Annotated in this window: 18 protein-coding genes; 3 read left to right on the top strand and 15 right to left on the bottom strand. The window is 37.8% G+C overall.

The window, feature by feature from the left end:
- Positions 1 to 7: 7 nt before the first annotated feature.
- From SOM16_RS07595 to SOM16_RS07535, 13 genes are all read right to left on the bottom strand, one after another.
- Positions 8 to 880: a nuclear transport factor 2 family protein gene (locus SOM16_RS07595; RefSeq protein WP_320463392.1), complete on the bottom strand. Its 873-nt coding sequence runs from the start codon at positions 878 to 880 to the stop codon at positions 8 to 10.
- A gap of 71 nt (positions 881 to 951) precedes the next feature.
- Positions 952 to 1,842, bottom strand: coding sequence for an MBL fold metallo-hydrolase (locus tag SOM16_RS07590; protein ID WP_320463391.1), 891 nt, complete (start codon positions 1,840 to 1,842; stop codon positions 952 to 954).
- Positions 1,843 to 1,902: 60 nt separating this feature from the next.
- Complete coding sequence (locus SOM16_RS07585) at positions 1,903 to 2,532, bottom strand: DsbA family protein (RefSeq protein ID WP_320463390.1); 630 nt, start codon at positions 2,530 to 2,532, stop codon at positions 1,903 to 1,905.
- 101 nt (positions 2,533 to 2,633) lie between these two features.
- Positions 2,634 to 3,215 (bottom strand): Crp/Fnr family transcriptional regulator, encoded by a 582-nt coding sequence (locus SOM16_RS07580; protein ID WP_320463389.1) that lies wholly within the window; start codon positions 3,213 to 3,215, stop codon positions 2,634 to 2,636.
- A 149-nt stretch (positions 3,216 to 3,364) separates the two neighbouring features.
- On the bottom strand, positions 3,365 to 4,111 hold the full coding sequence (locus SOM16_RS07575; protein WP_320463388.1) for an SDR family oxidoreductase: 747 nt from the start codon (positions 4,109 to 4,111) through the stop codon (positions 3,365 to 3,367).
- 11 nt (positions 4,112 to 4,122) lie between these two features.
- Complete coding sequence (locus tag SOM16_RS07570) at positions 4,123 to 5,637, bottom strand: GMC family oxidoreductase (protein ID WP_320463387.1); 1,515 nt, start codon at positions 5,635 to 5,637, stop codon at positions 4,123 to 4,125.
- Positions 5,638 to 5,768: 131 nt separating this feature from the next.
- Positions 5,769 to 6,653 (bottom strand): hypothetical protein, encoded by an 885-nt coding sequence (locus SOM16_RS07565; RefSeq protein WP_320463386.1) that lies wholly within the window; start codon positions 6,651 to 6,653, stop codon positions 5,769 to 5,771.
- A 71-nt stretch (positions 6,654 to 6,724) separates the two neighbouring features.
- The gene (locus SOM16_RS07560) at positions 6,725 to 7,327 is read right to left on the bottom strand and encodes an FMN-dependent NADH-azoreductase (RefSeq protein ID WP_320463385.1); all 603 of its coding nucleotides are present in this window, start codon (positions 7,325 to 7,327) and stop codon (positions 6,725 to 6,727) included.
- Positions 7,328 to 7,329: 2 nt separating this feature from the next.
- Positions 7,330 to 8,421: an alkene reductase gene (locus SOM16_RS07555; RefSeq protein ID WP_320463384.1), complete on the bottom strand. Its 1,092-nt coding sequence runs from the start codon at positions 8,419 to 8,421 to the stop codon at positions 7,330 to 7,332.
- An 18-nt stretch (positions 8,422 to 8,439) separates the two neighbouring features.
- On the bottom strand, positions 8,440 to 9,084 hold the full coding sequence (locus SOM16_RS07550) for an SDR family oxidoreductase (RefSeq protein WP_320463383.1): 645 nt from the start codon (positions 9,082 to 9,084) through the stop codon (positions 8,440 to 8,442).
- A gap of 8 nt (positions 9,085 to 9,092) precedes the next feature.
- The gene (locus tag SOM16_RS07545) at positions 9,093 to 9,635 is read right to left on the bottom strand and encodes an NAD(P)H-dependent oxidoreductase (protein ID WP_320463382.1); all 543 of its coding nucleotides are present in this window, start codon (positions 9,633 to 9,635) and stop codon (positions 9,093 to 9,095) included.
- Between the two features lies 1 nt (position 9,636).
- Complete coding sequence (locus SOM16_RS07540; protein ID WP_320463381.1) at positions 9,637 to 10,503, bottom strand: pirin family protein; 867 nt, start codon at positions 10,501 to 10,503, stop codon at positions 9,637 to 9,639.
- A 5-nt stretch (positions 10,504 to 10,508) separates the two neighbouring features.
- A complete protein-coding gene (locus tag SOM16_RS07535; protein ID WP_320463380.1) occupies positions 10,509 to 10,919 on the bottom strand; it encodes a DoxX family protein in 411 nt (136 codons plus the stop codon).
- A gap of 314 nt (positions 10,920 to 11,233) precedes the next feature.
- Here SOM16_RS07535 and SOM16_RS07530 point away from each other — a divergent pair, with 314 nt between their 5' ends.
- Both SOM16_RS07530 and SOM16_RS07525 read left to right on the top strand, forming a co-directional pair.
- The gene (locus tag SOM16_RS07530) at positions 11,234 to 11,809 is read left to right on the top strand and encodes a zeta toxin family protein (RefSeq protein ID WP_320463379.1); all 576 of its coding nucleotides are present in this window, start codon (positions 11,234 to 11,236) and stop codon (positions 11,807 to 11,809) included.
- Positions 11,806 to 11,958: a hypothetical protein gene (locus tag SOM16_RS07525; protein WP_320463378.1), complete on the top strand. Its 153-nt coding sequence runs from the start codon at positions 11,806 to 11,808 to the stop codon at positions 11,956 to 11,958. Before SOM16_RS07530 ends, SOM16_RS07525 begins: the two co-directional genes overlap by 4 nt.
- A gap of 202 nt (positions 11,959 to 12,160) precedes the next feature.
- Here the strand turns inward: SOM16_RS07525 and SOM16_RS07520 are convergent, their stop codons facing one another.
- Together SOM16_RS07520 and SOM16_RS07515 are read right to left on the bottom strand one after the other, a co-directional pair.
- Positions 12,161 to 12,781, bottom strand: coding sequence for an NAD(P)-dependent oxidoreductase (locus SOM16_RS07520; protein ID WP_320463377.1), 621 nt, complete (start codon positions 12,779 to 12,781; stop codon positions 12,161 to 12,163).
- Positions 12,782 to 13,206: 425 nt separating this feature from the next.
- Positions 13,207 to 13,857: an NAD(P)-dependent oxidoreductase gene (locus SOM16_RS07515; protein ID WP_320463376.1), complete on the bottom strand. Its 651-nt coding sequence runs from the start codon at positions 13,855 to 13,857 to the stop codon at positions 13,207 to 13,209.
- 99 nt (positions 13,858 to 13,956) lie between these two features.
- Here SOM16_RS07515 and SOM16_RS07510 point away from each other — a divergent pair, with 99 nt between their 5' ends.
- Positions 13,957 to 14,319, top strand: a complete 363-nt coding sequence (locus tag SOM16_RS07510) for a helix-turn-helix domain-containing protein (protein ID WP_320463375.1) — start codon at positions 13,957 to 13,959, stop codon at positions 14,317 to 14,319.
- Positions 14,320 to 14,338: the final 19 nt, after the last annotated feature.

Raw genomic sequence — 14,338 nt, 5'->3', positions numbered from 1 at the left:
TATTGATTTAGAACATCGGGTGCATACTCACCGAACTTTTTGGCATTTCTTGTATCACGTCCCAATGCTCTACGATTTTATTGTTTTTAACCCTAAAAATATCGACAATGGCTTTGGTTTTTCCCGGAGTTAGGGCATTTTTTACGTGCAAGTAAACCAAATCGCCATCGGATGCAAGGTGTTGCACATCTACCTTTTCTTTTTTTGCACCAGCAAACCACTTTGTTACCGCAGTTTTTAAAGCATCACTTCCATCGGATACTGCCGGATTGTGCTGTTTGTAATCCTTAGCAAGATAAGTATCAATCGATGAAATGTCTTTATCGCCAAATAGTTTCCGATAAAAAGTAAGCACCATTTTTTTATTGGCTTCCTCTTGTTTTACATTTCGTTGGGTAGGTTTATAAACCTGGGTATTATCAAACATCGGATGCAGATTTTGAGATTTTTCAGGCACTTCCTGTACCACATCCCAAAGCTCTACAATTTTGTTATTTTTGACCTTGAAAATATCTGCAACGGCTTCGTATTTACCTGCGGGATTTTTCATCTTCATATGCAGGAAAACAAAATCACCATCAGCGGCAATATGTTTAAAATCGACTTTTATCTTTGGCGCACTGGCAAAATCTGCTGAAAATGCCTTTTTTAAAGCTTCGCTTCCATCGCCCATATTTGGGTTATGGGTAATAAAATCTTTGGCCAAATATTTATCAATTACAGAAATATCTTTATTGCCAATTAAGCCCTGATAAAATGTGGTAACTAATTTCTTGTTGGCTTCTTCTTGTTTTACATTTCTTTTAGTTTGCGCACTTGCGTCAGAACTAATGACAAGAAAAGCCAAAAGCAGGAATGATTTAAAAGATATTTTTTCCATTTTCAGTTTTTTAAATTGCCACGAATGCACGAATAAATTAAAGATATTCGTGCATCAGTGGCAATATTATTTTACCATTTCATTTCGCCGGTGTTTACTTTTGCACCTATCTGCAAGGCTGTTTCAAAAGTAAGCGTTGGATATTTTGCTTTGATGGCTTTGATTAAATCATCTGAAGTTTTGTTGGTTTTCAACGCTTCTTCGTAAAACTGGATGTAATTTTTGGTGTGTTTAACGGCACTTACATCGAATGGACTTGCATTATTTGCATGAGCCGGGATTACAATTGCAGGATGCAAAGCTTCGATTTTGTCTAAAACTGCCATCCAATTTTTACGGGCTTCCGCAGTTTGTGCGTCTGCCATCCAAACATTAAACGTAGTTCCGAAAACATTGATACCGCCCACAACTGCTTTAATTGAAGGATCCCAAACAAAGGTTTTTGTTGGAAAATCCTCAAGACCGATAACTTCTAGCTTCTGACCTTCTAACTCGATGCTGTTTCCTTTCAAAACCTGAGGCAAAACCACATTTGATGTAATGGCTTTACCTAATCTTTCGCCCCAAACGTCTAATTTCTTTTGAGCTGTAGCCTTGATCGCTTCTACGGAAGCTGGTGAAGCATACGCCACCACTTCTGGAAAGTATTTCTTAAAAACTTCCAATCCAAAATAGTAATCAGGGTCTGCGTGAGAAACATAGATAGCAGTTAGCTTTTTGCCGCTTTCTTTAATTTTCTGTGCTACTTTTTCGGCATCTGCCAAAGTAAATTGGGCGTCGATCAATACCGCATCTGTTTTTCCTGATACAATTACCGATGCTACGCCAAAAGCATTTTCTGATGCGTTGTAAACTTCTAATTTCAAATTGTTAGCTTCAATGGTCTTTAAACTTTGTGCTTGTGTTTCCATATTAAATAAAGTTATTGTTGTTAATACTACGGTTGAAATTAATTTTTTCATTTTCTTTTGTTTAAAATTAGTACTGCAAAGTTGCTGTCATTTGAACGGAAAAACTTTAAACTAGTTTAATAAATGAATTTCATCTATTCTATTTACGATGGTTTCAAAACTGGCATAGCCTTGTTCCAATACATAATATTGGCCTTCTTTTTCTGCTAAAAGCGTAGGATAAGAATTGGCGTATTGTTGCGCTGAAGCAAAGGTTTCCTGCGTTTCTTTTTTGATTGTTTCTGAGTGGAATGCTTGTAGAAAACCTGCTTTGTCCAATCCTAATTTTTCACAAATGCTCAAATAGGTTTCGTCCTCATTCAGGTCCTTACCGTACCAGTATCTTGCTTTCTGCACTTCAACAGCAAAAGGAATTGCTTGTGTAGCCCACAATTTTTTCACAGTAACAATAGCTCTTGACGGCACTTCGCTGTCTAAAACAATCTCTTCATTTTCTATAAATTTAAAATAGTTTTCGCCGAATTCAGTTCCTGTAGTTTGCTGTACCTGCGGATCGTGTTTTTTGATAAATTGTGCCATCTGCTTAGATTGTTTCCGGGCATTTGCACCAGTCCACATTCCGGCAGGTAAAATCTCAAAATCAAGCACATCTTTATACTTATCAAACAATTTTTGTGTATTGATGCTGTTTCCGTAACACCATCCACAAAGCGGGTCCATTACATAAATTAGTTTGCTCATCTTTTATTTTTAATGATTGATTACTCTTGTAATTCTATGCAAATCTGGCAATAAATAAGGGCGTAAACTTTAAAGTAGTTTAATAAAAACTAGCGCAGGTATTATTTTTTTGTCGTAATTTTTTTTCGGATATTACTTAAAAAGACATTGGTAATCCCCAAGTAGGCAGCCACCTGGATATTGGAAAGGCGCTGAATCAATTGCGGATATTTTTCTACAAATTCAAGATAGCGTTGCTCTGCCGTTTTGCTCATACTGTCAATCATTCTTCTTTGCAAGGCAGTATGTGTTTTTTGGGTCATTACCCGAAATAACTTCTCGATTTTGGGTAAACTCCTATAAGCAAATTCTTTATCTTTTTTTGAAATCAAAAGCACTTCACTGTCTTCAAGTGCCTCAATAAAAAGCTGGGATGGTATTTCGTTTGTAAAGCTGTCGATATCTGTAACCCACCAGTTTTCTGTAGCAAAATAAAGGATTTGTTCAAAGCCATCTTTATCAATATGGTACACCCTGAAAAGCCCTTTGGTTACAAATCCTTCAAACCTGCAGATTTCGCCTGCCCTCAATAAAAAATTCTTTTTATTGATTTGTTTTTGTTGAAACAACTTACAGAATGCCTCTTCTTCCTCTTCAGAAAGAGAAATATGCTGGGCGATATTTTGTTTGAGAAGTTCTTTCATAAGGTCGATGCCATCATCTAAGATCAGTAGCTAAAGAGATTTTGATTTAATAAGCCTAAATTACTGAAAACCTTCTCTATTTTCTCCATAAACAATTATCTGATCTCGAACAGGTTTTGTGAGCTCAACCCATAAGGTGATTCTTTAAATTAAATTCTGCCACCACCATTGGCGATGATTTGTTGGCCGTTTACCCAACTTCCTTCCGGACCGGCAAGAAATGCAACCACACCAGCGATATCTTCCGGTTCGCCCATTCTACCTAAGTTCATACTTTGCCCAATTCTTTCCAACTCTTCTTTTGAGGCTTCTTTTTCCATTAAAGGGGTTCTTGTTGGTCCTGGGAATACACTATTTACTGAAATTTGACGCGTACCTAGTTCTTGCGCCAATATCTCGGTCAATACCTTACCTGCTGCTTTACTTGGCGCATAAATGCCCAGACCTGCTGCTGGATAAAGTGAACTGGATGAAGAAATCTGGATAATCCGACCGCCATTTCTAACGTGTTTGGCTGCCTGCTGCAATACAAAATAAGTTCCTTTATAATTTACGGCATTGATGCGGTCGAAGTCTTCTTCAGTTACTTCAGCGATAGGAATTCCCATCTTTGCAATACCTGCATTGGCTACAACAATATCTATCCCGCCAAATTCATTAATTACTTGATCAAAAAGATTAATAATTTCTGGCACTGCACCCACATTTGCTTCAAATGCAACCGCTGTTCCATCTGCATCTCTTATCTCTTTTACGACCTCATTTGCCAATGTTGGATCACCTATATAATTAATGGCTATGGCGATTCCGTCTTTTGCTAATCGGATGGCAATTGCTCTACCGATTCCTGTTGCAGCTCCTGTAATCAAAGCCACTTTTTTTATTGATGTTGTCATAATTTAATGTTTTAAGATTTTACTATTTTATCGGCTATTTTTTCTGCGACAGCAATCACGGTGATGTTAGTCGCTACCGAAATTATATCGGGAAAGATTGACGCATCTACCACACGCAGTGATTCTACGTGATGTACCCTGCCTTCCAAATCAACCACTGCTTCTTTTGAATGGATGTCTCCCATTGGTGCACTGCTGGTTGGGTGTGCATAGCTTGCCACATTTTTTTTGATAGCGATTTCCAGATCCTCATCTGTTTGTACGGCAATGCCTGGGGCAATTTCGGAATGGACGTATTGAGCAAAAGGTTCAGCTGCTGCGATGCGTCTTGCAATTTTAGCACCTTCTATCATTCTTTTAGTATCGTTTTCATCATCCAAAAAGTTTAAATCTACCTTTGGGTTGATGTTTGGGTCGATTGTTTCTATCCAAACTTTTCCTTTTGAATTGGGCGTGGTTACTGCTACTCCTAAAACAAATCCACTTTGTGTAGGGCTATATTCATCTGGAAAAAGATGGGTAGCGGTGATGTGAATATTCAGTTCAGCAGTATCAAATGCCGACGTCCATAGTTTGGCAGCAATGGGTGGTGTTTTGGTTTCAACCATTTCTTTATTCAGCGCAAAGGCCGCATAGTGAAAAGGATGGTCTTTTATATTTTTGCCCACAGGAAGATCTGCAACAACTGGTATTCCCAATAGTTCCAATTCATTTTTTGTTCCAATTCCAGACCTTAACAAGATGGCTGCACTTCCGTAAGTTCCACCTGAAAGAATAATTTCTTTAGCAAAAAATTCATCTCCATTTGCCAATAAAATACCGATCGCTTTTTTACCTTCAAACAGAACGCGGTCGGCAACAGCCTGCGCTATAATTGTAAGATTTTCACGTTTTCGAACTGCATTGGTAAGATAGGCCATTCCTGTATTTACACGAACGCCGTTTACCACATTCATACGGTATGGGCCTACACCATTGGCATCTGCACCATCAAAATCTTCAATAAGTTTATATCCAATGTTAACGGTCGAATCAACAAATGCCCTTTGCACCGAAGTTAAATCGCTTCGCAACAATTGATGTACCGGCAACGGGCCGTCAAAACCGTGCAGGTTCTTATCGCCTGAATCACTTGATTCTAATTTTTTATAATAAGGAAGAATTTCTTCATAAGACCATCCGGGAAGGTTCCAGTTTTTAAAATCTTGCGGTCTGGCACGCAAAGCAACTGCGCCGTTGATAGCAGAACTTCCGCCCAACACTTTTCCTCTCGGTAAATCTAATGTGTTGCCATAAGGTGTTGGCTCAGACTGAAAGCCCCAATTGTGCGCTGCATCGCCTCCAGGATTGTTGGCGCTGTAAACCGCACTTGGATAATCCCAGGCAGAATAAGCATTTCCGCCTTCTATTAATAAAACAGTTGCGCTGTTATTTTCGCTTAAACGTGAAGCCATTACTGCCCCGGCAGAACCACCACCTACAATAATAAAATCATATTTTTTACTGGTTGAATTTTGTACTGACATCTCTTTAAATTTTTATTGATTTGTTACACCAAAATTACATTGGAGAGGCAGTGCCGAAAGATGACAAACGATAAAAAAATCCGTTGACATTTATCAACGGATTTTTAAATTATAAGGAAGTGAATGAAGATTTAATTCAATGAAACCTTCATTAAAAGCGAATGAGAGGCCATCATAAATTTTTCAATATAATCGTCCGTTAATCCTTTTGATGGAAGTACTGCAATACCTTTTTGATTAAACATAACACCGCTGTGATTTTCAATATCTGAAGAGATTAAAAGTGGTGTTAATCTCTGGGCATAAGCCTTTGTGCCAATAGAAATTAACGAAACAATCCATTCCATTAAACGAAATTTAAAGGAATTTGCGCCCATGAAATTGCTTCGGATATTGGTAGGTAAAAGACCAGGATTTAAGCCATAAAAGTTGATGTTCTTATGTTTTTTTGTTAAATCCAGCACAAGCATTTCGTTACCTGCAACGGTGTTGAGGTGTACATCCATCGCTTTGTATGATTTTTCCGCATTCAAATCATCAGCTTTGCCAATGTTGCCAGCACCTGGATATCCCATTATAAAGACTCTTGGCTTAGCAGCAGTTAAGGGTAGATTTTTTCCAAGTCGGGCAATTGTTTCATTGATGATGACCAACCTACTGAAATAACTTATAGCCATATCACGTTCCAGGCCTTCGCTGGTTTCTTCCCTTTTTGGGGATGCAAATATGCCGTTAGTAAAAATAATTAGGTTGGCCGATTCTGCTTCCAATAGTTCGCCAACACGTTTCGCTTCACTCATCAGGCTAAGGTCGGCTTTGATAAATTGAATTCCAGCAATATCAGCATCTCTAAAAGTCTGCCCAATTATGGTAACATCGGCACCACGAGATGCCATAAATTGACTCAAAGCCCGACCGATTCCACCGGTTCCGCCAACAATTATCACTTTCGTTGCGGTAAGGCTGATAGTTTTTGGGTCAATGCGGTTCCATTTTATACGCTTATCTATTTTCATTAGATTCTATATTTACACCAAGTTTTATTTATAAAAAAGGTGCTTAAAACTAAGCACCTTCATCATTTTTGTTAGTTTAAAATACTTAATTTATCAAGTGCAACCTGCATTGCCTGGTCTTTGAGTGCAGAAACTGAAACGCCTTCTATGCGAAATGCCGTTACATCAGTCAGTCCGAAAAAGCCTAAAGAAGTTCTTAAATAAGGCTCAATAAAATCGATTGCTTTATAATCGCCTTCGCTGTAAACGCTTCCAGAGCCAATAGCCAAATAAACTTTTTTGCCTTTAATTAACCCAACAGGGCCATCAGCGGTATAGGTAAAAGCCACGCCAGCTCTTGCCAAATGGTCTATCCAGCTTTTTAAAACTGCAGGAATGCCAAAATTGTACATTGGTGCACCGATTACGATCGTATCTGCGTCTTTTATTTCGGCAAGCAGTTCATCTGAAAGCTTAATGGTTTCCAATTGTTCTTCGGAACGGATATCCGCTGGCGTATTAAATGATTGGATATGATTACTGGCAATATAAGGCAGTGGATTTACGGTAAGATTACGAACCGTAACAGACGTATTACTATTTTTAGCTTTTAATTTTTGAATAATAGCTTCACTGAGTTGAATAGTTTGCGAAGCTTCGCCTCTTGGACTCGATATGATTTGTAGTATTTTCACTTTTAAAGAACTGCTTCATCCAAAAACGGATAATCGATATACCCTTTTTCATTGCCACCATAAAATGTAGCACGATCGGGCTGGTTCAATTCGGCGTTGAGTTCAAAACGTTTAACTAAATCTGGATTGGCGATAAATGGTACACCGAAAGAAATAATTTTGGCAATGCCTTTTTGCAATTCTGCTTCGGCAGTTTCTTTGGTGTAACCTGCGTTGGCAATTATGCTGTGTGTGGTCAAAGTTCCCAACGTTCCCATCACGTCTTTTGGATATTGCTCAAAACCTTCTTCCGGCAAGAATAACGGGTTCATCAAATGGATGTAAGCCAAAGGCAAATTATTTAATTCTTTTATCAAATAAGAATAGGTTGCAACCGGGTCGCTTTCCAAAATACTGTTGTACGGAATGCTTGGCGATAATTTAATACCCGCTTTTCCTTCGCCGATGGCTTCGGTTACAGCTGCCATTACTTCCAAAATAAAACGGCTGCGGTTTTCGATATTACCGCCGTATTCATCGGTACGAATGTTAGCACTTTCTGCCAAAAACTGGTTGGGCAAATAGCCTGTTGCTGCGTGTAATTCCACTCCATCAAAACCTGCTTCAATAGCATTTACAGCAGCTTGTTTATAGTCTTGAATAACTTGTTTTACTTCCGCAGTTTCCAATGCTCTTGGTACTTCATAATCCATCGCTCCTTGCGAAGAAAAATGCTGTTGCCCTACAATAGCCAACGCCGACGGAGCAACCGGCAATACGTCATTTTTATCTACCGAATGCGCCACACGACCTGTATGCCAAAGCTGGGCAAAAATTTTACCGCCTGTTTCGTGTACCGCATCAGTTACTTTTTTCCAACTTTCGATTTGATCTTTCGTATAAATTCCTGGTGTGTAAGGGCTTCCGATGGCTTGTTCAGAAATATTGGCACCTTCTGAAATTAATAGTCCTGCACTTGCTCTTTGCGTGTAATAAGTAACCGTTGCATCGTTTACGGTTCCATCGACTTCGGCACGGGCACGGGTCATTGGCGACATTGCGACGCTGTTATTTAGCGTGATGTTTGCTAGTTTGATTGCTTGTAATAGTTTCATTATTTTAAATATTTTTTATTAATAAGTTTCTTCCACAAGTGTTCTGTCGGAGTTTAGTTTCCAGAACTTTTCTGCAAGGATTTCTGGTGAATGTTTGAGGCTTTCGGGTTCAATCCTACCGGTGATATTTAGTATACCGACATAAACTCCTTTTTCTTTGCCCATAGCATTCAATTGTAAGGAAAGATTGCGAATTGCCGCTTTCCCAATCGCCAGCGAACCAAGATCGGGACTGGGATAAAAAGCCAAGCCACCTCCGGCAATCAGCATAGCGCCTTTTTGCTTTTGCAGATCGGGATATAGTAATTTAAATGCCTGTTGCGCTCCGACTACATTTATCATAAAATCGTCGACAAGTGACTCTGGTGTTTCATCTAAAATATTTTGCATTTTAAGATGTGCGGCATTGTAAAAAAGTATGTCTATTTCGCCAAAAATGGAACGTAAATCGGTGATAGCCTGTTCCAGTTCGGTAGCATTTTTGACATCGGCAGTTTTATAAAAGCAATCAATATTTTTTGCTTTTAACTCTTGGCTTAATTTTTCAAGGTTATCTGCATTTCTGCTGATCAGCCCAACTTTATAGCCTTGTTCGCCAAATTTTTGGGCAACGCCCAAACTCAATCCGGTTCCTGCACCAATGATTAAAATTGATTTTTGCATTTCGTTATTTATTTCAGGTGATTTGTTTTAATGGTCTTAATTTTTGATTGCAATGCATCGGCAAACTCCGTACTTGTAATACCATTTTCTTCATCAAAATTTTGATAGAAACTTGGCAGAGAAAAGGTTTCAACTATGGTAGCACCAAAATGAGGAAAAGTAGTATTCGCCAAATTCAATACCGAAGCTCCGCCTCTTGCCCCGGGCGAAGTTGCCATTAGAAAAGTGGGCTTGTTGCCCCAAAAAGCTTTCCGCTCGGGAATGACTGAGATATAATCGAAAATATTCTTGAAAGCTGTGGTGTAAGCCGCATTGTTTTCGGCAAGAGATATGATAAGAAAATCGCTTTCATCAATTTTTTTGGCAAAGTCTAAAGCCAGTTGAGGCACGCCATTTATTGCCAATCTATCCACGTTGAATAAGGGCATTTCGTAATCATTCAAATCCAAAATCTCTACCGTATGCTCATCAAAAAAAGATGAAGTGTAGGTTACTAATTTTTTATTGATGGAATGGATGCTGCTACTTCCGGCAAATGCAAGTATTTTCATTTTAATTTATATTTTTAATTTCTCCATATTTTCCGGCATAAAAATCACGATAGGCACCTATAATTTCCTCCTGCGAATTCATTACAAATGGACCTTCGGCAACAATTGGTTCGGCATAATTTTCGCCACCAAAAAGCATAATATCAATGGCAGTTTCGGATGTGTTTTTAATTTCAATTTCGCCAGCTTCTCTATCAAATTCTACAAACTCTCCTTTTTGAAATTCTACTTCATTAAGCGTTGCTTTTTGAGTGGGTAAGAATGCAGCAACCTCAATCTCGTTTTTAATTTTAAACGAAAATTGTTTACCCGCTTCCAATTTGATGTGATATAAAAACTGCTCAGAATAATCAGGGATTTTAGAACTTAGCTCTTCAAAGTTCCCAACCACTACTTTTACCGTGCCACTATCGTCAGGCAATGTTTTTTGCGGAACTTCATTGGCCTGGATAGCAATGTGAGCTGGTTTTTCGGCTTTATTTTCTGCGGGAAGGTTGATCCAAAACTGGAATCCCTGGACATATTTACTATCGGTTTGGCTATCGTAATTTAAATTTTCATCGTGGATAATGCCGTTACCAGCCTTCATCCATTGTGCACCGCCCGAATAAATTTTGCCGCCATTACCGGCGCTGTCAAAATGTTCCACTTCGCCTTGCAAAATATAGGTTAAGGTGGCAATGCCACGGTGTGGATGCGCACCCATCCCGTTTTTTGTAATGCTGTTTTTAATGGCTGGTGCCACATAATCCAAAAACACAAATGGACCAACGGCACTGGCGTATCTATTGGGCAACATTCGTTGAATGGCGAGCGGACCTAAATCGGCTCTGCTGCCTTGTGTTGAAAAACTTACTTGCTTTTTCATAAAGATTAAGCTTTTATTTTAGGAGAAAAAATATATGAAATTGCCAAAATGACTAAGAAAACAATAGGCATAATGGCAACAGAAATAGGGTCTCCACTGGCTAGGTGTGCAATAAACGCAGAAATAAACGTGAGTGCAAAACCAAAATAAGCGAACGATTTTATCTTATCCGAAACCATTGGAAGGATCAAGGCCAAGGCACCCAATACTTTTAAAATCCCCAGTTCAATTCTGAAATAATCAGGGAAACCCAGGTGCACAAATGCGGCTTTCATATCCGGATTGGTAAAATAGCCAAAGGCACTGAAAAGCATCATTGCCGTAATAATTCCTGTTGTAGCCCAATAAATAATTTTTTTTGCTTTACTCATTTCTTTTTTATTAGTTTTTTGGTATTCGTGAATCTGCGATTTCATTTTCTTTACTTTTGAAAGTTTAGTAGTTCGTTATTTGATGGTGTAAAATTGCGACAGAAACAGGTGCTTAAACGATGAGGTATGATAAAAAAAACCGTTGATAAATATCAACGGTTTTTTGGGGTATCATAAATTTTTTAAGCCCAAAGGACTGATTTGATTATAGATAACATCAAATGTTTACAAATTATAACCCTGAAAGGGTGAAATGCCAACCCCTAGGGTTTTGATTTTTTTTTGGCTATAATATTGACATCCCTTTGGGATTGTTTTTCTCATATTATCAAAGCTATTATTTTGTAACTTTGTAAAGTATGACGGAAACAAATCTTTACATAATTGCGGGTTGTAACGGAGCTGGAAAAACGACGGCTTCATTTACAATTCTGCCCGAGATTATAGACTGTAAAGAATTTGTTAACGCAGACGAAATTGCAAAAGGATTATCTCCATTTCAACCTGAAAAAGTAGCTTTTGAAGCCGGAAGAATAATGCTAAAAAGAGTGGATGAATTGTTGAATAATAATGAAAGTTTTGCTTTTGAAACTACATTATCAACAAGAAGTTACAAGTCTAAAATAATAAAAGCTAAAGAGAAAGGATATACTACCACTCTGCTTTTTTTTTGGCTTCAAAATGTAGAATTGGCTAAGGAACGTGTAAAAATAAGGGTTTCGGAGGGTGGACACAACATTGAACCAGAAGTTATTGAAAGGCGATATTACAGAGGAATAAAAAATCTATTTGAGATTTACTTGCCAATTGTTGACGGAACATTAATTTTTGACAATTCAAATGGAAAACACGAACTTTTAGCTGAAAAAACAATTGATGAACAGCTAAATATTTTTAACCAAATGAAGTTTAACGAACTAAAAAGCACGAAATGACAACTGTTGAAAAACAAATAGAACTTAGAAATAAAATTTTATTCGGACTTGAAAAAGTTTACGAAAAATTGATTGTTTTTAAGAAACAAAAAAATACCAAGCTTGTTGTAATGAGAGACAATAAGATAGTGAAATTAAAGCCAGAATAAAAGCATATCGTCCAACATTTGTGCGGAAATAGTGTGACTGAAGCCTTAGATTTTGAGTTTTGCAATTCTAATTAAACTTTGGTAAAAATTTGAGCTGAGGTGCATATAATTCCCCACTATTGGCAAAGTAAGCCGTTAGTTCTTCTTTAAGTTTTTGTCCTTTCGATTTTTATGCCAACGACTTCTTGATTTTCAACTAAAATTATCCTTTGTTCACAAGACCAATCCTGGTTTGTTTAAAATTTTGCTCATTAAGCTCTTTGGCTATATAATGCCCTACATTACCTGCAAATATTTCTTTGCTTTCGCTTTGTGGAAAATATTTTTCTTCAAAAAGATAATTGCCATCAGCGTCGCCCTCAACAATCATTGTTGGGCACACCACTAAATAATTAACATCTATAGCGGCAAGGTAAGTGTAAGCATCCCAATGATCAGCCCGTGGATTTCTCAAAAATGCAGGCTGTCCCGGCAAATCTCTTCTAAGCGTATTGAAATTTAAAAGTGTCAGGCCCGAACCTGCCACTACGATCAATCTTTGCTCTTGCGAAATGTGCCTGGTAACTAATTTCACCAATGGCGTTAGCACTTGCGTAGGATCTTCAAGATCTCTGTTGGCCACAGTACAAGCTATTGCATCATAATCCTTGATGATTGCTGAAATCTTAGCTTCATCATTTAGTTCTCCCGAAATGATTTTTACACCATCAATCGAAAATTCGGTTTGTCGGATATAAACGGTTACTTCGTTTCCAAGTTTTAAGCTCTCTTTTACAATATGTTTGCCCACTAATCCTGTGGCTCCAAATACGATTACTTTCATTTTATATTCTTTGTTTATTATTAAATAATTACCTGTAAATCAGTTTTTTAAAACACATCAATAAATACATTTTTTTTACCAAGGACTTAATCGGTTTCAAAAAAATAGCGTTGATCCATTTTTATTGATTTTGATAAGGTAAATTTGCACAGAAAATGAGGTCTGTAAAGATGAGATATGATAATAAAAAGCGTTGATAAATGTCAACGGTTTTTATGATGCTGAATTTCAAAATGAGAATTCAGCTTATAGTTTACAGCCTGTTGCGAAGAGAACACATTTAAAATATGCCATTGGTATTCGCAGCTTTTAAGTTGGGGCTACCCAAGCTGCAAGCCTAAGTGTTTCGTCGCGTTGATTCCAAATTTTATTTAAATGCTGAGCCAATAATTGCTCTACTGTAATTTTCCATTTTATATAATGATTTAATAACCAATGGTAAATGGCTTGCCTACAAATTCTTGATTTTCAACTTCATCTACCAATGCAATTGCGTAATCTTCAAACGAAATATTGCTTCCTCCGTTTTCGTCTGCCACCAGGTTGGTAGTTCCTAATCTAAATTTACCGGTGCGTTCGCCCGCTTGTATCATAGCTGCCGGGTTAAAGTAAGTCCATTTTTCAAGTCCCGAAGCTTCGTATAACTTCTGTACTTCACCGTGTGCATAAATCGAAGGTTTATATTCTTCTGGAATATTCTTCATTATATCTTCGACATCCAACATTCTTACGCCAGGTGCAACCTCATTATTGGTGCCTCCCCCAACTGCAATAATTCTTGTTTGTGTTTGTTTTTTTAAGGCATTGATAAGGTTTTGATGCGCTTGTTTGAACTGCTCAGGCGTTAATCCCGCATAAAGAGAAATTGCAGATATAACTACATCTTTACCAGCTATCAGTGATGGTAATTCTGCCTCATTCAGCAAGTCGCCTTTGATTACTGTCAAATTTGGATGTGCTAAAGTCAACGTTTCTGGTTTGCGTTGTACCGCTGTTACGTCGTAGCCTTTATCCAAAGCTTCTTTTAAAATTCGCTGACCAATGTTGCCCGTTCCGCCAATTAATAATATGTTCATAATTCTGAAAATTTAATTTAAATTGATTGATTTTTAATAAGACAAAGGTATATTTGCACTATTAAACAAACAAGTACTACCCAAAAAGTAAGTGTAAAAATGGCAACCAAAAAAGAGAATTCAACCAATAGCTTAAACAATAACGTCCTTACCAAATGTCCAATGTCTTTCACCATTGAAATGATTGGCGGGCGATGGAAAACGATCATTCTATATCAACTTAGAAACGAGCCATTGCGATTTGGGCAATTAAAAAAGATATTGGTCTTCACTACCGAAAAAATGCTGGCACAACAACTGAAACAGCTGGAACTTGATGGCCTGGTGGTAAGAGATGCAAAAGAAATTATCCCCCCACACGTAGAATATTATTTGTCTGAAAAGGGCAAGACATTACTCCCTGTGTTAGAAGCTATGGCAGAATGGGGTGAAGTTCAAAATCAATTGACAAAGGAATGCTAAAGGTATGTTTGCTGTACCC

The sequence above is a fragment of the Pedobacter sp. CFBP9032 genome, assembly GCF_034045265.1.
In the GTDB taxonomy this organism is placed as follows: Bacteria; Bacteroidota; Bacteroidia; order Sphingobacteriales; family Sphingobacteriaceae; genus Pedobacter.
Note: the sequence above shows the minus strand (reverse complement) of the source record. Positions and strands in the feature narration are given on the sequence as shown.